The organism is Candidatus Phytoplasma stylosanthis (assembly GCF_032886435.1).
Taxonomy (GTDB): domain Bacteria; phylum Bacillota_I; class Bacilli_A; order Acholeplasmatales; family Acholeplasmataceae; genus Phytoplasma; species Phytoplasma stylosanthis.
The window spans coordinates 1-20,613 of the sequence record NZ_JAUZJP010000008.1; the positions used below are offsets into that span (position 1 = coordinate 1).

Annotated in this window: 19 protein-coding genes; 7 read left to right on the forward strand and 12 right to left on the reverse strand. The window is 18.8% G+C overall.

What is annotated here, in order from left to right:
- Positions 1 to 142: 142 nt before the first annotated feature.
- The 4 genes from Q8777_RS01615 (at position 143) to Q8777_RS01630 (ending at position 3,701) form a co-directional block, all read left to right on the forward strand.
- Positions 143 to 361, forward strand: coding sequence for a hypothetical protein (locus tag Q8777_RS01615; protein WP_318749447.1), 219 nt, complete (start codon positions 143 to 145; stop codon positions 359 to 361).
- A gap of 69 nt (positions 362 to 430) precedes the next feature.
- Positions 431 to 1,123 carry a CDP-alcohol phosphatidyltransferase family protein gene (locus Q8777_RS01620; protein WP_318676359.1) on the forward strand — a complete coding sequence of 231 codons (693 nt, stop codon included), beginning with the start codon at positions 431 to 433 and terminating at the stop codon, positions 1,121 to 1,123.
- 292 nt (positions 1,124 to 1,415) lie between these two features.
- Complete coding sequence (locus Q8777_RS01625; RefSeq protein ID WP_318676399.1) at positions 1,416 to 2,027, forward strand: phosphatidylserine decarboxylase; 612 nt, start codon at positions 1,416 to 1,418, stop codon at positions 2,025 to 2,027.
- A 39-nt stretch (positions 2,028 to 2,066) separates the two neighbouring features.
- Entirely contained in the window at positions 2,067 to 3,701 is a 1,635-nt protein-coding gene (locus Q8777_RS01630) for a CTP synthase (RefSeq protein ID WP_318676360.1), read from the forward strand.
- A gap of 54 nt (positions 3,702 to 3,755) precedes the next feature.
- Here the strand turns inward: Q8777_RS01630 and Q8777_RS01635 are convergent, their stop codons facing one another.
- The 7 genes from Q8777_RS01635 to Q8777_RS01665 form a co-directional block, all read right to left on the reverse strand.
- Positions 3,756 to 4,235, reverse strand: a complete 480-nt coding sequence (locus Q8777_RS01635; RefSeq protein ID WP_318676362.1) for a hypothetical protein — start codon at positions 4,233 to 4,235, stop codon at positions 3,756 to 3,758.
- A 122-nt stretch (positions 4,236 to 4,357) separates the two neighbouring features.
- Positions 4,358 to 4,972 (reverse strand): DnaD domain protein, encoded by a 615-nt coding sequence (locus Q8777_RS01640; protein ID WP_318676364.1) that lies wholly within the window; start codon positions 4,970 to 4,972, stop codon positions 4,358 to 4,360.
- 4 nt (positions 4,973 to 4,976) lie between these two features.
- Complete coding sequence (rnc, locus tag Q8777_RS01645) at positions 4,977 to 5,654, reverse strand: ribonuclease III (RefSeq protein WP_318676365.1); 678 nt, start codon at positions 5,652 to 5,654, stop codon at positions 4,977 to 4,979.
- A gap of 2 nt (positions 5,655 to 5,656) precedes the next feature.
- Positions 5,657 to 6,688 carry a phosphate acyltransferase PlsX gene (plsX, locus tag Q8777_RS01650; protein WP_318676366.1) on the reverse strand — a complete coding sequence of 344 codons (1,032 nt, stop codon included), beginning with the start codon at positions 6,686 to 6,688 and terminating at the stop codon, positions 5,657 to 5,659.
- Between the two features lie 34 nt (positions 6,689 to 6,722).
- Positions 6,723 to 8,300, reverse strand: a complete 1,578-nt coding sequence (locus Q8777_RS01655; protein WP_318676367.1) for a DEAD/DEAH box helicase — start codon at positions 8,298 to 8,300, stop codon at positions 6,723 to 6,725.
- 1,261 nt (positions 8,301 to 9,561) lie between these two features.
- Positions 9,562 to 10,473 carry an alpha/beta fold hydrolase gene (locus Q8777_RS01660; protein ID WP_318676370.1) on the reverse strand — a complete coding sequence of 304 codons (912 nt, stop codon included), beginning with the start codon at positions 10,471 to 10,473 and terminating at the stop codon, positions 9,562 to 9,564.
- 144 nt (positions 10,474 to 10,617) lie between these two features.
- Complete coding sequence (locus Q8777_RS01665) at positions 10,618 to 11,094, reverse strand: effector protein (protein ID WP_318676371.1); 477 nt, start codon at positions 11,092 to 11,094, stop codon at positions 10,618 to 10,620.
- Between the two features lie 452 nt (positions 11,095 to 11,546).
- On the opposite strand from Q8777_RS01665, the gene Q8777_RS01670 reads away from it, so the two are divergent.
- Positions 11,547 to 12,491 carry a hypothetical protein gene (locus Q8777_RS01670; RefSeq protein WP_318676373.1) on the forward strand — a complete coding sequence of 315 codons (945 nt, stop codon included), beginning with the start codon at positions 11,547 to 11,549 and terminating at the stop codon, positions 12,489 to 12,491.
- A gap of 574 nt (positions 12,492 to 13,065) precedes the next feature.
- Here the strand turns inward: Q8777_RS01670 and Q8777_RS01675 are convergent.
- On the reverse strand, positions 13,066 to 13,395 hold the full coding sequence (locus Q8777_RS01675; RefSeq protein ID WP_318676374.1) for a hypothetical protein: 330 nt from the start codon (positions 13,393 to 13,395) through the stop codon (positions 13,066 to 13,068).
- Between the two features lie 448 nt (positions 13,396 to 13,843).
- A complete protein-coding gene (locus Q8777_RS01680) occupies positions 13,844 to 14,464 on the reverse strand; it encodes a hypothetical protein (RefSeq protein ID WP_318749382.1) in 621 nt (206 codons plus the stop codon).
- A 1,240-nt stretch (positions 14,465 to 15,704) separates the two neighbouring features.
- Between Q8777_RS01680 and Q8777_RS01685 the strand changes: the two genes are divergently transcribed.
- Positions 15,705 to 16,664 carry a tyrosine-type recombinase/integrase gene (locus Q8777_RS01685; protein ID WP_318676376.1) on the forward strand — a complete coding sequence of 320 codons (960 nt, stop codon included), beginning with the start codon at positions 15,705 to 15,707 and terminating at the stop codon, positions 16,662 to 16,664.
- Positions 16,657 to 17,121 (forward strand): dUTP diphosphatase, encoded by a 465-nt coding sequence (locus Q8777_RS01690; protein ID WP_318676377.1) that lies wholly within the window; start codon positions 16,657 to 16,659, stop codon positions 17,119 to 17,121. Before Q8777_RS01685 ends, Q8777_RS01690 begins: the two co-directional genes overlap by 8 nt.
- A gap of 218 nt (positions 17,122 to 17,339) precedes the next feature.
- Here Q8777_RS01690 and Q8777_RS01695 read toward each other — a convergent pair whose 3' ends face one another.
- The 3 genes from Q8777_RS01695 to Q8777_RS01705 form a co-directional block, all read right to left on the reverse strand.
- The gene (locus Q8777_RS01695; protein ID WP_318749383.1) at positions 17,340 to 18,614 is read right to left on the reverse strand and encodes a hypothetical protein; all 1,275 of its coding nucleotides are present in this window, start codon (positions 18,612 to 18,614) and stop codon (positions 17,340 to 17,342) included.
- Positions 18,615 to 19,382: 768 nt separating this feature from the next.
- A complete protein-coding gene (locus Q8777_RS01700; RefSeq protein ID WP_318676380.1) occupies positions 19,383 to 19,724 on the reverse strand; it encodes an SVM family protein in 342 nt (113 codons plus the stop codon).
- Positions 19,725 to 19,749: 25 nt separating this feature from the next.
- A partial coding sequence (locus tag Q8777_RS01705) for a hypothetical protein (protein WP_318749448.1) occupies positions 19,750 to 20,613 on the reverse strand: 864 nt, incomplete at its 5' end.

Sequence of the window (20,613 nt, forward strand, 5' to 3'; positions counted from 1 at the left end):
CCACAGAATTATTAGTTGCATGACAATTAACTTTACTATCTCTAGTTAGACTTAATTGACCATGTAACTAATAATTCTGTATTTTATAGATTCAAAAGCAAAAGAAGAAGAAATAGGAACAAACGATATAGAAAAAGAAATTTTGGATTTAGATGATTTAGAACAAAAAAAAGATGATAACATTGAAATTGAAGATGATAAAGAATTAGAGGAAAAACTAGATTTAAATATTGATCCAGAAAATTTAGATGTTATAGATGAAGATCTGGAATTAGATGATATTGATAAAAATAAAAATAACGAAAAAGAAGAATTTATTGACGAAGAGGAAGAAAATGATGAAAATTATGATAATTATTAATTTTATGAATAATTTTATAAATTTTCATAATCAAAAAAATTAATAATAATTAAGTAATTGAGGAAAATATTGTTTTTAGGGAAATATGATTATACTGTTTTTTTAACTTATTTTAATCTTTTAATAGGGTTTTTTGGAATCTTTATCATTATTGAAGATTTTAATAATTTGAATTATGCTGTTATTTGTTTATTATTATCTGGTATTTGTGATATGTTTGATGGCATTGTGAGTAATTTAAAAAAAGAAAGAACTATAGAAGAAATAAGATATGGTTTTCAAATAGATTCATTAGCTGATATAGTTAGTTTCGGAATTTTACCTATTATAATAGGAATTCGATTATTTAGAAAATTTTTAATATTTCCATTTTTTAAGATTTTTTTCTTTTTTAACACCAGTTTATACATTTTGACTATTTTAATTAGATTAGCTTATTTTAATGTTTTGACGGAAAATTTTTTTTATCAAAAAAAATCTAAAAAAAAAGTTAATTCTGAAATTTTTGTTGGATTACCAGTTACCTTTGTTTCTTTTTTCTTCCCAATTTTTATTTTAATAAAAAGATTGTTTTTTTTAGAAAAAGATGAAAAATATCTTTTTTTATTTCCTGTTATTTATTCTTTTAGTTTTCTTTTTTTGGCATTTTTATTTATTTTTGAGCATTTCCATTTTAAAAAACCCAAAAAAAGATTTTATTTTTTATTTTTTTTTATTATTATTATTTTTATATATTATTTTTTTGGTTTTTTAATTAATTAAAAAAATTTTAAAAATAAAAAAATAAAAAATTATTATAGAAAGAGAACTTAATTTAATTAAAAAAAAAAGTATTTTTAATTCTCAACAGAAGTTTTTATATTCTAATTTAGAAAAAAGTTTTTGGAAAAGATTACTTTTAAAAATTTTTATTTCAAAGTCATTTAATTTTTTATCTGGTTTATATTTAAAATCTTTTTTATCTAAAATACATATTAAAAAAGTAGTTAAGCAAAATAATATAAATTTAAAATTATTTACTAAAAGTAAATTTAAATCTTACAATGATTTTTTTATACGTAAATATAAAAAAATTAACTTTATAAAAGATTCTTCTGTTTTTATTAGTCCTTGCGAAGGTCATTTAATTGTTTCACTTATAAATAAGGATAATATTTATTGTTTCAAAGGCGTTAAATATCATTTATCTGATCTTTTAAAAGATAACTCTTTAGCCTTAGAATATATTGGTGGTTATTTACTTGTTTTTAGATTAAAACCAGTTGATTATCATCGTTATATTTTTATAGATGATGGTATCCAAAAAAAAGAAAATATTTGTTTTATTAAAGGTAAATTTCATACTATTAATCCGATAGCGTTTAAATATTTTAATGTCTTTTATGAAAATAGCAGAGAGTATAACATTTTACATACTATAAATTTTGGCAAATTAATTCAAATGGAAATTGGTGCTTTGTTAGTAAGCAAGATTAATAATCATCCCATAATTTCTTTTAAGAAAGGGCAAGAGAAAGGTTATTTTTCATTTGGTGGTTCTACTATTGTTTTATTATTAAAAAAAAATGTTGTATTTTTAGAAAATTTTATTTTAGAAAATAGTAAAAAGAATATAGAAACAAAAATTAATTTAGGTGATAAGATAGGAACTAGATATTTTAATTAATATTTTTAATTTTTAATTTTTTAAAGAGAGTAATTGAATATGAATCCAAATATCAAAAAAAAGAAATTTATTTTTATTACTGGCGGAGTAGTTTCTGGTTTAGGAAAAGGTATTATCGGCGCTTCAATAGGACAAATTCTAAAAAAACGTGGTTTAAAAGTTTTTATGAAAAAAATGGATCCTTATATTAATGTTGATTCAGGAACTATGAATCCAATGCAACATGGAGAAGTTTTTGTTACTTTTGATGGAGCTGAAACAGATTTAGATTTAGGTCATTATGAAAGATTTTTAGATGAAAATTTATCTAAAGAATCTATTGTTACTACAGGTCAGATTTATCAAAATGTAATCAAAAAAGAGCGTCAAGGGAAATATTTGGGTCAAACTATTCAAGTTATTCCTCATATCACTAATGAAATTAAAAAAAGAATTTTAGAAATATCTCAAGATGATTATGATATTGTAATTATTGAAATCGGCGGAACAGTTGGTGATATTGAATCTTTACCTTTTTTAGAATCTATTAGACAAATTCGTTATGATTTAGGTTTTCATAATGTTCTTTATATTCATAATACTTTAATTCCTTATTTAAAAACATCGAAAGAAAACAAAACTAAACCTACCCAACATAGCGTGAAAGAATTAAGATCTTTAGGAATTCAACCACAAGTTTTAGTCTTAAGAAGTGAACAAACTATTTCTTCTGAAATGAAAAAAAAAATTTCTATTTTATGTGATGTTAAAGAAGAAGCAATTTTTGAAAATATTGATGTTGATATTTTATATCAAATTATTGTTAATTTATTTGAACAAAAAATAGATGATTATATTTTAAAACATTTTAAAATGAAAGAAATAATTTCAGCCGATATAACACCATGGAAAAATTTGATTTTGAAAATACAAAATGTAAAACATACTATTACAATTGGTTTAGTAGGAAAATATGTTTCTGTTCATGATTCTTATCTTTCAATTGCAGAAGCTTTAAAACATGCTGCTTTTGAACAAGATTATCAAATAGATATTAAATGGATTGATGCAGAAAAATTAAATGATGATAACATTTCTCTTTTATTAGATGAATGTCATGGAATTGTTATTCCTGGCGGTTTCGGAAAAAGAGCAGTTAATGGTAAATTAAAAGCTATTCATTATGCAAGAATAAATAATATTCCTATTTTTGGTATTTGTTTGGGAATGCAATTAATGGTTATTGAATATGCTCGTAATGTTTTACAATTATATAAAGCTAATTCTACAGAAATGGAACCTCAAACTTTAAATCCTGTAGTTATTCAAAAAATAAAAAACAATAATTTAGGAGGAACTTTAAGATTAGGTTTGTATCCTTGTCATATAAAGAAAAATACTAAAATTTATGAAATTTTTAAACAAGAAGTTATTCATGAAAGACATAGACATCGTTATGAAGTTAATTCCGAATATATTAAATTTTTTTCTAAAGATCAAAATTTTATTATTTCTGGCATGTATCTTCCAGAAAAATTACCAGAAATTATTGAATTAAAAAATCATATATGGTTTATTGGTGTCCAATTTCATCCTGAATTTTTATCTCGTCCTTTTAAAATACATCCTTTATTTAAAGATTTTATCTATTCATCTTCTAAAATTTATTTAAATAAAAAAAATAAGATAATCTAATTTAATTTATTATATAGATTATCTTATTTTTTATATTTAATATTTAAATAAAAATTATTCAGCTTTTATGTCTGTTTTGTTTCTTACAGTTGTTATAATTGATTTTATTTTTGTTTGAATGCTGTTAGCTTTGGTTTTAGCTTCAGTTTTTTTATTTTCAATATTATCTTTTAATTCTTTTAAATCTTTTAATTCTTTTTCTATTTCATTTAACTTAGTTGATTCATCAATTTTTTTATCTTCTTTAGCTTTTTTATCATGATGTTCTATTCTTTTTTTAAGATCTTTAAAAACTTTTTCTAATGCGTCATGTTTTTCAACAACTTTGTCTTTTGTATCTATATCTCCTTCTTGGAATTCTGTTTTTAATTTGTCTTCCATATCTTTAAGAATTTTTTTAGAGAAATTATCATCATTATTAAATACAAAAAACCAAACCATCCATCCGATAATTACTGCTAAAAGAACAGAAACTAAAGAACCAACAATTATTTTTCCTTTTTTAGTTTTTAAAAAATTTTCTTTTTGTTCCATAATATATTTTGATTAACCTTTCTTGATTATTCATTATTTTTTTAATTAAATCTATTAAACTTTTCCTAGATTCAGAAATATTATAACATATAACATTAATTAAACATAAAAATATTTTTTTATTATTTTATTTTATTAAAAATTTTATGAATAATTTGATCTGCTTTATCATCTTTTTCAATTTGAATATTTTTTTTATGATTTAAAATTCTTTCAATATAATAAATGGATTTTTTTTGACTCGAAGATGCTTGATTTATAGATTGGATAATATCATTGTGATTGTATTTTTTTTCTAAATACCATTTTTTTATTATTTCTAACTCATATGATGAAAGAATTTCGCCTTTTAATTTTTCTAATTTATCTATTGTTTCACTTATATATACTTTTTTTTCTTTTATCTCTATTTTTTTTTCTTTTTCTAATAAAAGATTCTCTAATTTAATAAATGTATCATCTAAATTAAATATTTCTATAATTTTATTATCTTTTTGTTCTTGAGATAAAGAAAAAAAATTTTTTTTAAGTAACTGAGTTAAAATATTTTCTACTTCATTTTTAGAAAGATTAGTTTTTTTTGCTAAAAATGAAGTAGAAAAATTTTTATTTTCGTAACAATGGAATAAAAATAATAAAATATTTAATTCTGATACTGTTAAATTTATTTTATTATATTCATGAATTAAAATTTTTTCAATATTTAAACATCCTTTTTCATAAAGTAATTTTAACATTTTTTTACATTAACCTTTCTTTATTAATTTTTATTAATGCTTTTTCGGCTGCTTTTTGTTCAGAAGCTTTTTTTGTTTTGCCGATTCCTCTTCCTAATAATTTATTTTCTAAATAAACTTCAGCTACAAATTCTTTTTCATGTGCTAATCCTTTTTCAGAAATAATTTTATAGGAAATATTTTTTTTACTTGTTTGAATTAATTCTTGTAATTGAGTTTTAAAATCAATTATATTGATTGTTTTCTTTAAACAAGGTAAAACAATATAGATGAATGTTTTTTTTACTTGTTCATAACCTAAATCTAAATATATAGCTCCAAATAAAGCCTCAAAAGCATCTGATACAATAGAATGATTTTTATTATATCTTTTTCTTTCTCCCTTACCTAATAAAATATATTTCTTTAATTCTATTTCTTTTGCATAAATTAACAATGATTCAATACAAACAGCTTGTGCTCTTTTTTTAGTCATTATTCCTTCGTTATCTTGATTTTTTTTATATAAATAACTTGCCATTAAAAAATTAATAACAGCATCTCCTAAAAATTCTAATCTTTCATTATTATTTTTTTTTAAATTATTTTCGTTTGCATATGAACTATGAGTTAAAGCTTTTTCATATATTTTAATATTTTTAGGACGAATGTTTAATCTTCTAAATAATTCTTTTAATTTCATAATTAACCTTGAAATGATTCTAACCCTTTATGAAGTTTATCTATAAAATTAGATTCAATTAAATTTTTAGCTTGTATAATTGCTTTATAAAAAGAATATTCATTAGAATCACCATGAGCTTTGATTACTATTTTTTTTAATCCTAATAATATAGCTCCTCCTATTTCTTTATAATCTAATTTTCTTTTTATAGTTTTAATTTTTTTGTAAAATAATATCTTACTGATTATTTTTTTAAACCAGTTATCAGTTAAAATTTCTTTCATAATTTGGAAAGAATTTTGTAAAGCTCCTTCGTAACTTTTCAAAATCATATTTGAAGTAAAACCATCACTTAATAAAATATCGGCTTCTGTATTTAAAATATTTTTTGGTTCTTCATTACCTTTAAAAAGGATTCGATTTTCTTTTTCTAATAAATTAAATAACTCTCTTTCAAAAACTCTTCCTTTATTTTTTTCTGTTCCTATGTTTAATAATTTTACAATATGGTTTTGAGTTTTAAATAATATTTGTAAAACTAGAGAAGAATAAAGAGCAAAAAATAATAAATTTTCTGGTTTAATTTCTATATTAGCCCCTGCATCTATCAAAATTATCTTTTTATTATTTAAAGAATTAAAAATAGTTGCTAAAACAATTCTTTTAGCAAAAGGCAAAGTTTTTATAATCAAAAAACTAGATAAAATTAAAGCTTGTGTCGGGCCAGCTGTCACCATACCATCAACTTCTTTATTTTTAACTGCCTGAAGAGCTAAAAACATAGAATTTTTAGGATTATCTCTTAATTCTTCCCTTGTATTTTGAATATCCATTTTTAAAAATAAAGGTGTATGAAAAATACTTATTCTTTTTTTTATAGATTGATGAAAATCAGAAAAATATTTTTGTTTCATAATTTTTTCTATTTTATTTTGATCACCATACAAGTATATATATAAATTATTTTCTTCTTTTAAAGTTTTAAAAATAGCCTTTATGACTATTTCAGGAGCGTATTCGCCACCCATAGCATCTACAGCTAATTTAATCATTTTTTTGTATTCCTTTTTTATATTTTTTATTATTTTAATTCAATAAATCTTTAAAATCTTTTTGGATTTGATAGATAATCGGAAGATCTTCCGATATATTTAAAAAATTATATTTAAAAAAACCGCTTTGTTTAGAACCTAAAAAATCTCCAGGTCCTCTTTTTTTAAAATCTAATTTACTTAAATTAAAACCATTATTTTCTTTTTGTAAAAAATTTAAACGCTTATTTTCTTTAGAATAAATCAAAAAACAATAATTTTTTTTATTATTTCTTCCTACTCTACCTCTTAATTGATGTAATTGACTTAATCCAAAATATTCTGCTCCTAAAATAATAATAGTAGTCGCATTGGCTACATCAATGCCTACTTCGATAATGGAAGTTGCTAATAAAATCCCTTTTTTATCATTTATAAAACGATTCATCGCTTCTTCTTGTGTTTCTTTTTTTTGTTCACTATGTAAAATATAAACATTAGTAACATTTCTTTTTTTTAAAAAAATATTTATATTTTCAATATTAAAATCTTTTTTATTATCTTTAATCGCGGGAACTACAATATAAGTTTGTTCATTACGATTTTGATTTTGTTTTAATAAAGATAACATATTTTCAAAAGAAGTTTTTTGAGTAATAATATTATTTTCTTTATGATATTTATTATTTAATATAGAAACTCTTAATAAACCGAAATATATAGTAGATAAAGTTTTAGGAATAGGTGTTGCTGTTAAATATATAACATCAGCTTGCATATTTTTAGCAATAGTTTTATTTTTTATATCTTGTCCGAATTTGTGTGTTTCATCAATTATAATTAAACCTAATTGTTTGAAATCTATGTTAGTTAATCCATGAGTTCCAAAAATCATTTTATAATGATTATTTTGAATTAATTTTTTAATATTTTCTTTTTGGGTAGTTTTGGAATTTATATAAACAGTTTCAATTTGAGGAAATATTTTTTTAAAATTTAAATAATGTTGCTGAGCTAAAATTTTCGTTGGAGCCATCATTAAAACTTGTTTATTTAAATTAATTATTCCTAAAGCAGCGATAAAAACTATGATTGTTTTACCTGAACCCACATCACCTTGAATTAATCTTTGTGTAGAATAATTTTTTTTAAAATCAGAATATATATTATTTACTATTTTTTTTTGTTCTTCTGTTAATGTAAAAGGAACATTTTTAATCATTTCTTTTACATAATGAATATCATATTTTAAAGGGTTTTTGAAAGTAAGATATTTTTTATTTTTTTGCCATTTTTTAATTATAAAAAAAGCTTCTTCGTATTTAAATCTTTTTATTGTTTGGTCGAGCATATTTTGGTTTTCCGGTAGATGTAAATTACGAAAAGCTTCTGTTCTAGTTATTAAGTTATATTTCTTTAAAATTCTTTCATCCAAATTTTCTTTTATTTTAAATTGAGGATGTTCAAAAATTTTTTCTATTAAATCTTGAATAGATATATCTGATATATTCTTTAATTTGTAAATAGGACGAATGTTTTCTTTTATATTTGCTTTTGAAATAAAAGATGCAAAGATAGAATTATATTTTTGGTAATATGTTCCTTTAACAAAAATTTTTTGATTTATTTTCAATAAATTAAAAAAAAAAATTATTAAAAAAAATGATTTTAAAAATAATATTTTCTTTGGTCAAAATTTTCAATATTTTTGCCTTTTTTTTAAAAAAAATCTTATAAGGTATTGGATTTGTAATTATTATTCCAAATAAATTGACTTTTTCTTTATCATGTATTATAGATAATTGAGATAAAGTAAAATTTTCATATTTTTTGGGTTTTTTAAAAATTAATTCTTTTATATTTTTAATATCATTTTTGATTAGTTTTGGATATAGGTTAGATTCGATAAATAGTTTTTGTAAACTAAAATCAATCATTTGAGATGAGACCTCTTTTTTTATTTTTCTTTTTAGATTTTGGAAATTGATTTTTAAAACAAAAACTTTTTCTGCATAATATTTAAAAAAATTAACTTTTTAAGATTTATAAAAATTAATATTAATTTTTTAAATTATCTAGAATAAAAAAAATTAATAAAATTAATATTAATTTTTATATTTAGTTTATATTTAATTAATTTCGATATTATAAATAAGTAAATAAAAAAATTATTATAATTTCAAAATTCATTAAGTATTATAACACATTTTTAATTTTATTAAAAACTTGGTTTTAAAAATATTATTTTATTTAAATCATCTAAACCAAAAAATAAAAATCTTATTGTATATGATAACAATTTAAAAATAAATTCATATTTTTTATTTAAAAATATTCTTATTTTTATAAACTTTATTTAAAGGCTATCTTAATAATAATTTTTTAAAATAAATAATAAAATAGATTTTTTTAATTTATAAAAATAATTATAATTTTTTTCAATTTTTATTTTTAAATTATTAATATTTAATTTTATAGATAATTAAATTTAACTAATTTTCTTAGGTAGGATAATCTTGATAAGTAACTGGGAAAGCCGTATGCTTGGAAACTTGCTCATACGGTTTGGAAGAGGGGAGAATGTTTGTAATATAGAAATCAGAAAGACAAATCCTGCTTTCGAAACGCAAATAATATTGGGTCGCGCCCTCAGTTTTATTTTGGTTTTGTTTCGACTATAAAAAAAGAATAAGCGGAGATGAAAGAAGGAAATTTTAAAATAATTATGAATAATATTATATTTGATTAATTTAAACATTATATAACAACCTCCTAATTATTTTAATTTTTTATTGTCTGATCAATTGTTGAAAAAAGAATAAAAAAAAGACTCTAAAAGAGTCTTTAGAAGATAGAAATTTTTAAATAAAATATTTTTTGTAATAAATGTAAATTTAATCAAATATTAATTTTTCTAACCATTGAATAATATCTTTATAAACTTTTTCATTTTCTAAATCATTAAATAAATTATGATAATTTAAAGGATATAATTTTAATTTTTTATTTTTATTTTGAAGAAGATTAAAAAGTTCTTTACTATTTTCTGGTAAAATAACCTGGTCTTGTTCGCCATGTAATAATAATATAGGGACAGGATAATGAAATGAGTTATTTATTAAATTTTCTTCAAAATATCCAATACTTAAAACCATAGTATTTCTGATAAAATTAGGAGTTAACAGATTAACAGTGCGAAAGTTTTTCATTTCTTTAGTTAAAGGTAATCTGGATAATTTTTCATCATTCATGCCCAGTGGAATATTATCCATATTTTTAATATTTTCTTCATTAATAAAATTTTGTACAGAATCTATTATTTTTGTAGGAGTGCCACTATTAATAACAGCATCAACATCATTATATTTATATACATAACAATTGTTAATCATGCCACCTAAGCTATGTCCTATTAAAATATTTTTTAAATTATTTTTTTGCTTTAAGGAATTAATGATTAAATGCAAATCGTCTATAAAATTGTGAAAATTATCAATATCTGCTATATTATTATCATTATTTCTACTTTGTCCATGACTTCTAATGTCATAAAGTAAAACATTATAATGAAATTGGTTTAAATAATTAGCTAATGTTTCATATTCTTTGGAACTTTCCGCAATACCATGAGTAATAATTATATTATATTTAGCATTTTCAATTTCTTTCAGTTCCGTATAAAGACCAGTTGAATTTTTATTCAATAAAGGATAAGCATAAATTTTTGGTTGATAAATAAATAAAAATACACTACTAAGAAATAAAAAAATAACTTTAAATAATAATTGTTCTTTTACTTTAAACATTATCAATACTCCTTTTATTTTTCTTAATCATCAGCTTAGGTGATGTTGTCGTAAAGGTTATAGAGAGAGTTTAAGATATTTTTTTTGAATTTTTAATTATTTTTACAATAAAAAAATTTTTAAAAATATAAAAAAATATTATTATTATTTTTTAACAGAATTTAATTTTTTTCTTAATTTAAGTTCTAAACTTATTTGCTCTAAAGTTATTTCATTTAAACTTTTAGTAAGAAAAGATAATTTATCTTTTAAAAAAGATATTTTAAATTTTAAAAAACTTTCTGAAAAATCAGAATTTTTCTTATTTTTATTTTTTAAATTAAATAATAATTTTAATTTTTCTTCTTTTAATTTTTCTTCTAATATATTAATTTCTTTTAATATTTCATTTTTTTTTCTTGATAAATTATCTATCTGTTCTCTTAAAATATCAATTTTTGTTTCTGAAGAATCAAATAATTTTTTAGAAGAATCTGTTTTTTTAACTTCTGAATAAGTTTGTCCAGCAAGAACCAAATTAAATTTCAAATCATTCATAAATGTGAAAATTAAAAAAAATATAAATAAAATAATTAAATTAAATATTTCGTTTATTTGTACTTTTGTTGAATTTAAATTCATATTTCTTTAAAAAAATTTCTAATAAGATTGAAAAATTGAAAAAATATGCTTACATTTATTATTAATATTTGGATTAATTTTTAATAATTTTTAAATTTTGATAATAGAAAAATATTTTTCAAAAAGTGAATAAATGAAAATATAATCTTTTTTTTAAAAAAATTAACCAAAAATAATGAAAAATTTTTAAAATTAAATCTATATTATACTAAATATATTATAAATAAAAAATTTATATTATTTTTCAAAAATTTAAAAAGTTATTTTATAATAAAAAATTTTTTATAAATTTAATAATTTTTTTGAATTTTTTTTATGATTATGTTATAATGAAAATAATTATTAATTTTTTTTAATTATTTTTTATCAAATTTTTTTAATTTTTTTGATTTATTAAATATTTTTTTATTTTTTAAAAATAAATCTAAAAATAAATCTAAGGGATAAAAAATATGTTTGAAAATAAAAAATTTTTTTTTATTAATATTATATTGTTTTTTTCTCTTTTTCTTTTTATTTTTATTTTTCTTTTTATTAAAATTAAAAAAACAAATAAATTTCATAATTTCGAAAAAGTAAAAAACCAAGAACAAGCAAAAACAATTCATCAACTAGAACAAGAAAAAGAACAATTTAAGCAAATTGAAAAAGCCAAAAAAGAAGAAATAGAAAACCTTAAAACAGAACAAGCCAAAACAATTCATCAACTAGAACAAGAAAAAGAACAATTTAAGCAAATTGAAAAAGCCAAAAAAGAAGAAATAGAAAACCTTAAAGCAGAACAAGCAAAAATAATTCATCAACTAGAACAAGAAAAAAAACAATTTAAGCAAATTGAAAAAGCCAAAAAAGAAGAAATAGAAAACCTTAAAGTAGAACAAGCAAAAATAATTCATCAACTAGAACAAGAAAAAGTAAAAAACAAACAAATGGAACAAGAAAAAGAAAAAACAATTGATGATTTCATACCCAATGAAATTCGTTTCAAAAGAGGAGGTTTAATTGTTCATAATTTTTTTGTTAATAATATTGATGAATCGAAAAACATATTAAAAAATAAAAATCTATTTTTTACAAAACCACAATATTTTGAATATTATTACAAAGATAATCGCCCCAGATATAATTTAAATACAGAAAAACAACCGAATAATTACTTTATTATCAAAAATCCTCCTGAAGGATTAATTTCCTTAAATTATGATGGTGGTAATGGTTTACAAAGAAGACATGATTATTATTATTATTATAATATTAATAATTACGAAAAATTCCATAATGATTGTACTTATGAAGAACTTTCATCAGATGGTTGTGGAGCGCCTAATCTTTATACTTTTTGGTTTAAAAAATATAAAAAAGAAATTTTTTTCAAATATTTAAAACCTTATATATAAAATAATATGATGATTTTTAAAAAAATTAAAAATAATTAAAATCAAATGCAAATATAACTTTCTTTAAAAAATTAGTAAGTTTTAACTTAATCAAAACATTATTAATAAAAATAAAAAATAAAAAAGTCAAACTGTTTTTTTAGTAAACAATTTGACTTTATTTTTTTTGTTTAGTGGGAGTTACATTTGGATGGGTTAGGTTATCACACCCGAAAAAATGATTTTTCGTTTTTGTTAATATTATTAAAGATTTAGATATCCTTTAAAAAAGGATTTGAAGGAAAATAAATTATTTAAATCCTTTTCAGATAATTTTTTAATTCTGTTTCGGAAATAAAAGTTATAATTTCCCAAATACAATTTTGTATTTTAAAATAAAAGTAATAATTAAATAAATTATTTAATATCTTTTTATAAAAATAAAAATTTAAATATCTATTAATAAAAAAATATTAATTAATTTAAAACTTTTCTTGAAGTATATAATATTATAAAATAAAAAAAATAATAAAAAATAATAATTAAAAAATTAAAAGTTTCATAAATTAAAAACTATAGAACCAAATTAATTTTTTTATTTTTTTTTAACTTTCCAATTAAATTTGTATTCATTATTAAAATCTTTTTCAATATTTAAATAAATTTGAAAAGTAATTACAAATAATTCTCTTACTCTTAAAAAACCTGGATTAGTTTGAATATAACTTTCTGCGAATAAATATTTATTATTAACTGTTAAATCATCACAATAAATAGTAATATTACCACTTTCTTTATTATAATCAACATTTTTGGTTACATATAATTTAAAGTTATCTTGTATTTGTTTATTGATTAATAATTTACAAGTTCCAAATAAATATGGTCTATTAGTAATAATTTTATAAAAGATATTTTTTTTCATTATTTTAATCAAATTAAAAGTATTTACTGATTTTTGTTTTTTTTCTAATGAATATTCGGAAGAATTTAAAATTTTTGTTATTTCTTCTAAATTTAATTTTTCTTTTTTTATTATTTTATTTTTTTTTATTTTTAAAAAAAAATATAAAGTAAAAAAAAATATTATTAATAATATTGTTTTTATTACAAAAAATAGTAAAAATAATTTTATTTTTTTTTATTTATCATTTTGAAAACCATTTCTTTTATTTTATTTAATAAATTTATTGTTTTTTTATTAAAGAGGATTTTTTTTATTTTTTAAAAAAATATTTGTATTTCAAGGATAATCATTTAAATAAAAATAATAAATTTTCTTTTTTCTTTTTTCTTTTTGCTTTTTAAAAATAAAATCTATAATTATTTGATATTTATCCTTTTTTAATTTTTTGAAATGTTTTTTAATTTTGTTAAATGTTTTTTTTTAATTTTGTTAAAATATCATTTTTATGAGTTTCTGATAAATTTAAATCAAAATTTAAATCTTGTTTTATTTTATCTCTCCAATCTGGAACCTTTTGATCTAATAATTTAATAAGAGCATGAAAAAAACAATAACCATCTCCTGGAGTATCATGAAATTTCGAAATAAAGAAATGGTTGTTTTTGTTACATAATTTTAAATTAATTGTTTCGTTAGAATTACAATCTGAAAAAGAACAAGAGGATAATTGAATATTATCATTATTAATACATAAAAATATTTCTTTATTTAATTTAGAAGTTAAAAAATCAATCGTCCCTTGAATAAGTAAAGTATTAGCTGTCTCTAAACAAAAATTTAATACCTTTTCTTCAATTTTGTCTTCTTTAACATGGTCAAAAGCTATTAACTTATACTTTTCTTTGAATTTATCTTGTTCTAAACCTTCAACAAATTGTTTTAAACCTAAATAAGATATTTTACGAACTAATTTTGCTTCTGAATCATTTTTTTTTATAATTGGAGATGAATTTGGAATTTTTAATTCATCATATTGATTATCTTTTGGTCTAAATAAATAATAAACTAAAAAAAACAAAAAAAACAATAAAAAAAACAATATTATCAAAAAAGAAGAAAAAAATAAATATTTTTTTTTATTTTTTTTTATTATAAAACCCTCTTTCAATTTTTAATTTATGAAATTAATTCATTTTTGAAATTTTTTTTGATTAAAATAAATAATAATTATGAAAAAATTAATAGTTGGATTAATATATCTTTAATAAAAAAATTATTTTTTAAAAATAAAAAAATAGAGATAATTTAGAAATGATTTATATATTTATATCATAAAATCTATAAATAATTTATTAATATAAAAAATAAAATTATTTAAAATATAAAAAATATAGAAAACGATATTTTTATTAAGAAAAATTTTTTCATTCAGTTAGAATTATATCATAAAAAAAGCATAAAAATTATTTTTTAATTTTATGAATAAAATATATTTTTATCTTTTATAAAAGAAAAAATTAAAATATTTTTTTATGAAGTTAAATTTATAAAATTTTTTTATTTTATAAATTTTTTATATACAATAATTAGTTTAGTTCATAATTTACATATATTAAATTTAATTTTTTAATTAATTTAAATTTTATTATCTTTTAAAAAAACCAATTTTTTATTTTTTAAGTATTTTAATTTCAATTTTAAAACTAATAATATTAAAAAAAATAGAAAAATATATCAATTAAATCAAATAACTTTTTGTTATTCAAATTGAATTACAAAAATATAAAAAAATATCTTTAAATTAAAAATGAAATTATTAAAAAAGTAATACAAATAAAAAAATAAATTTTTATAAAAATTATTTTTAAATTAAAAAATTTTAATTCAAATTATTAAGTATATTTAGAAATAACAATGAAAAATGTTTTTGAAAATTATTAATTTATAAATTAATAAAAAAAATTAATTTTTTAATATAAAATTGAAAATAGATTTTTTATGTGTTATAAAATATAATATGAAATATAAAATTTAATTTCTAAATTTTTTTGGTTAATATTTTAGTTAAAAATAGGAAATTAAATTTTATAAATGATATTTTTAAATAGTATTTAAATTAATTTAAAGATAAAGAATGAACTTTATTATTTTTTGGAAGTGCATTCTTTTTTAAATATTAAAAATATTAAAATAATTTCTTTTTATTAAAAAAATAAGTATTTAATATTAAATTAAAAAAAAGATAAAAATATTTTTATCTTTTTTATTTGAAATATAAATAATTATTTTCTTAATTTGTCATAAAAAAAATAAGAGGTTATTCACATTTGGATTTTATTAATGAATTCAAAATATTTTTAAAAATTGAACGTAATTATTCACCTTTAACAGTTCAAAACTATATTAGTGATGTTCAAGAATTTCAAAAATTTTTGTCGAAACAAAAGATTAAATTTAATTTAAAAAATTTATCTAAAGAAAAAGAAGCTCGTTTATTTTTGTCTTATTTAAGTAATCGCGATTTAGCGCATACTAGTATTATTAGAAAAATAGCAGCACTAAAAACTTTTTATAATTTTTTAATTGAGAGATATAGTTTTAAATTTAATATTTTTAACTTAATTAAATTTAAAAAAGTTCCCAGAAAAATACCACAAATTTTACCAGAGCACTTTATTCAAAAACTTTTTGATAATATTAATATATCTATGCCTTTAGGATATCGAAATTATATCATTTTAGATTTATTGTACAGTTGTGGTTTAAGAGTAAGCGAATTAATTAATTTAAAAATTAAAAATATTTCTTTTAATGATCGACAAGTTTTAATTTATGGAAAAGGAAAAAAAGAAAGATTAATACCTTTACATAATAATTTATTAAAAATGTTGAAATATTACTTATCTCACTTTAGAAATCAATTATTTTCTAAATCTAAGAAAATTGTTTTAAATAAACAAAAACAAAATGATTTTTTATTAATTAATTATCAAGGAAATAAGTTAACAGAAAAAGGTATTAGAATTATCATAAACACAATAAATAAAAAAACAGGAGAACAAAAAAATATTTCTCCTCACTCTTTTCGTCATGCTTTTGCTACTGTTTTATTAAACAATGGAGCTGATTTAAGAGTTGTGCAAGAATTATTAGGGCATTCTCATCTCAAAACAACTCAAATTTATACTTATATTTCTGATCTTTTTTTAAAAAATCAGTTTTTAGAAAAACATCCCAGAAATATTTATAAAAAAAGAAAAATAAAAAAGGAAATAAATAATGATTAATAAAAACCAATTTTTTTTTGAAATTGTTAGTTCTTATAAAGAAAAAGGAATTAATTTGCCAAAAAGACAAACTCTTTTTAGTGCTGGATATGATTTTGAATCAGCTATTTCAATTTATATAGAACCCAAAAAAATAGTTATTGTTCCGACAGGAATTAAAGCTTATTTTGAATCTGATAAATTTTTAGGTATTTATCCTAGATCTTCTTTAGCTTTAAAAAAAAAATTAATAATGCCTAATAGTGTTGGAATTATAGACAGTGATTATTATAATAATCGTCATAATGAAGGACATATTTTTATTCCTTTATATAATTTTTCCAATGAAAAAGTATTTATTCAAAAAAACGAAAGAATTGCACAAGGAATTTTGCAAAATTTTTATTTAAGTGATAATGATTTTGTGGAAAAAGATAAAATTCGCCAGAGTGGATTCGGAAGCACTAATAAAAAATAATAAAAAAATATATATTTAAATTTAATTTAAGTTACTTATTGATAATGAAAAATAATTGTAATATTTAATTTATATTAAAAAATTATTTAAGAAAAAAATATTTTATTAAAAAAAAGATTTGTTTCTTGAACAAATCTTTTTTCTAAATTTAAAAAATATAAATTTTTTAATTTATCTTTAAAATTTTTTTATTTTGTATTCAAAATAATCTTGATTATTTAATTTATTAAATTTTGATAATTATAATAAATCACTTTATCATTTTTTCCAATTTTATATTTAGGTTTATTTTCTGGTATAACTGTTATTTTTGTGTTTTTATTTAATTCAATAACAACTTTTTTATTATCAATTAATTTTTCTTTTAAAAAAGCCGATAATTTTTCTTTAATAAATCTTATAACTAAATCTTCAGTAATATCTTGAAAAATTTCTTGTTTTTTTGATTTTTCAATTTTTTTTGTAATTTTTGAAAAATATTTTGTTAAAAAAGTGTTTTTAATATTTTTAAATAATTTTCCTAATCCAAAAAATAATGATGTAGATAAATCGATACTACTATCTATAATTTGTTCTTTGTTTGATTGAATGAATCCTTCAATTAATTCGGTAAAATTAACAAAAATACCTAAATAAGGAATACAATTAACAAATTCATATACACTTTTATAAAAATAATGACTTAAATTATTAGTTTGAAAAATTAATTTAGAATGATCATAATCAACATATATTCCATTACCTAAATTTTTTTTAAAAATAAAATTTTTAATTTTTTGAAAATTATTATTATTTTGAAATGTTTTTTCTACATGATCTATAGGAGTATGAAATAAGGTATCTTTTTCATGAACATTTATATTTAATTCAAAACCTTGAGAATCTAGTTTTTCTAAAAAATAACCTTTTTCATTAGATTTTTTCTTTTTATACCAATTATTTCTCCAATTTTTATAAGAAATAAAATAAGGACGCCATTCATAAGGAGTATACCAATCTTTCTTAAAAGTATGAAAATATATATTTTCGTTAAATTTTAAATCAACATGAATATCACAATAATCGGTATCATCATAAAAAAAATAGATATTTTTAATATTTGGAGATTGAATATTTCTTAATTCTTCCAAAGTTAAAACATTATCTTTAAAATTTCTATTTCCACCATCAAAATAAACTCCTAAAAGATTAGTAGGAGGATTTTTAATTTCAATATTTAAATTTAAATTTGAATCAGCATTATAACTAGCTTTTTTATTTAATATTATTTTTTTTCCTAATTTTTTTTGAGTATATGAATTAACTAATTCTTCTCTAGAAACAACAGGAAAAGGTTGTTTTAATATAATATGATGAATATTTGTTTTTTTTTCTAACGCTAATATTATTTTTTTATCTAAAAAAAATGAGAAAAAAATAATAAATATAACTATTAATAATTTAATTTGTTTTGAATAAAAAATATTCACAAACAAATTATTATTTTTTTTCAAAAAAATAACTCCTAAACTAGTTTTAAATTTAAAAAATACAAATATAAAATATAAAAATTAGAAATTTAATTTTTATTTTAATTAGTATTAATTAATTCAAATACAATATTTAAAGAATATTGAATATAGCATATTTCTTAAAGTTAATTATAATAAATATTTTTTAATAATTTAATTTTTTAATTCTAATAAATTTAGAAAATTTTATAATTGTATATTTTTATATATTTATATATTTATATATTAAAAAATATGCAATTACACTAATATTATACTATATTAATGATTAAAATATAATTTTATCCTTATCATCTATTTCTGAAAATTAATAAATTTTTAATAATAAAAAATATTTACTAAAAAAGAATTATTTTTTATAAAAAATATTATTAACTTTAATTTAAAAAAATCCAGAAAATTTAAAAAACATTCATTTTAAAAATTAACTAATGAATATTTAGTAAGGGTGCCAAAGAGCCCTCTTTATCGTGTGATCTAACCAAACACCAGCGCCGATAAAAACTGTAAAGGATAGGAACCCGGTTCAATATATATATTCCCCTATTAATCTAAGCTTAATGAAAATTTATATTTTTTTTTAATGTATTTTCTTTTGAAAAATCTTCAAATTAAAATTCCTTTTTATTTTTTTTATTGTGTTTTTCAATATTTATAACAACATAAAAAAACATTTATATTAAAAAAATATTAACAAAAAAAGACCCTTCAGAAAGGGTCTTAAACAAAAATAATAGTTTATTTTAATTTTTATTTTTTAGAATCATCAGGCTTTTGAGAAGAAGAACCTGTTTTTTTAGACTTAAGCGCTTCTTCTTGTAAGAATCTTAATATTTGTGGATCTGATAACATTTGAATAATTTTATTTCGATCTTCTTCAGAATAATTTTCAAGAGTATTGTGTAATTCATAATATTGTGATATATCTTTTTTAGTTGTTTTTTCTTGTTTTTCAGAGGAAGCGATTTCTTTACCTTTATCATTTTTTTTAGGAGCGGCTATAACTGGATTAATATTAATTAAAAGGAATAATCCTAAAAAACTCATTAAAAAGAATGGTAAAAGATGTAATTTTTTTTTTATTTGCATCATTTTAACTTATAACTCCTTTTGTTATTTATCCCTCAGCTGAGGTGATTTCATATAGTTCGTTTAATTGAGAATAAATTAAATTTTTAAATTCTTTTTCGGATCTTTCATAACTTTTTTCTGAATCTTTTTTCATTTTTTCAGCAAGAGTTAACATTTCTTGGTATTTTCTTTGGGTTGCTTCTAATTTACCAATTTGAACTTTGATTTTACCGATTTTACCAACTATTTCTGAAATTTCAGCTTGTAGTTTATCGATTTTATCTTCGTTGGCTTTTCTATCAATTTTTAATCTATCTTTTTCTTGTCTTTTTGTTTCTAATTGTTTTTCTAGTATTTGTTGTTGTGGTTTTAAAGATTCTATTTGAGGAGAAATAAGATTTAATTGAGTTTGGTATTCATCACATTTATTTTGTTCTTCATCTATCCATGTTTTTGGTTGTTTTAATAAATCTAATGATTTTTGCCAACTCTTTTTAAGTTCATTAATTTCTTCTTGTTCTCGTTCTGATAAATCGGTTGGTAATAAAGTAGAGTTAATAGGTTCTGTAAAAAGATAATTTTTAATTTGTTCTAAACGAGCCGCAGTTGTTTTAATTTTAGGGATGGGTTGTTCTTCTGCAGAACGTTTCGGTCTATTAGAAAAGAGTTTTTCAATTTCATTTTTTTCAGACTCTAATGTTTCTTTTTCGGAATCCCAAGAAGATAAAGGTGATTGGGCTTGACTAGTTCCATGATGATTTTTATGAATCATAATCATAATTGCTATTCCTAATAATAAAATAACCATTATTTCGATAAAATATTTTTGTAAAAAGTTTTTTTTATTCATTAATTTCGTAACCTTTCTGATAATAATAAGATTATTATTATCAAATTTGGAAATTTGAAT

Coding starts and splice junctions, on each gene's coding strand:
- Q8777_RS01630 (WP_318676360.1), top strand. CDS start 2,067: ATGAATCCAAATATCAAAAAAAAGAAATTTATTTTTATTACTGGCGGA.
- Q8777_RS01635 (WP_318676362.1), bottom strand. CDS start 4,235: ATGGAACAAAAAGAAAATTTTTTAAAAACTAAAAAAGGAAAAATAATT.
- Q8777_RS01640 (WP_318676364.1), bottom strand. CDS start 4,972: ATGTTAAAATTACTTTATGAAAAAGGATGTTTAAATATTGAAAAAATT.
- rnc (WP_318676365.1), bottom strand. CDS start 5,654: ATGAAATTAAAAGAATTATTTAGAAGATTAAACATTCGTCCTAAAAAT.
- plsX (WP_318676366.1), bottom strand. CDS start 6,688: ATGATTAAATTAGCTGTAGATGCTATGGGTGGCGAATACGCTCCTGAA.
- Q8777_RS01660 (WP_318676370.1), bottom strand. CDS start 10,473: ATGTTTAAAGTAAAAGAACAATTATTATTTAAAGTTATTTTTTTATTT.
- Q8777_RS01665 (WP_318676371.1), bottom strand. CDS start 11,094: ATGAATTTAAATTCAACAAAAGTACAAATAAACGAAATATTTAATTTA.
- Q8777_RS01670 (WP_318676373.1), top strand. CDS start 11,547: ATGTTTGAAAATAAAAAATTTTTTTTTATTAATATTATATTGTTTTTT.
- Q8777_RS01675 (WP_318676374.1), bottom strand. CDS start 13,395: ATGAAAAAAAATATCTTTTATAAAATTATTACTAATAGACCATATTTA.
- Q8777_RS01690 (WP_318676377.1), top strand. CDS start 16,657: ATGATTAATAAAAACCAATTTTTTTTTGAAATTGTTAGTTCTTATAAA.
- Q8777_RS01700 (WP_318676380.1), bottom strand. CDS start 19,724: ATGATGCAAATAAAAAAAAAATTACATCTTTTACCATTCTTTTTAATG.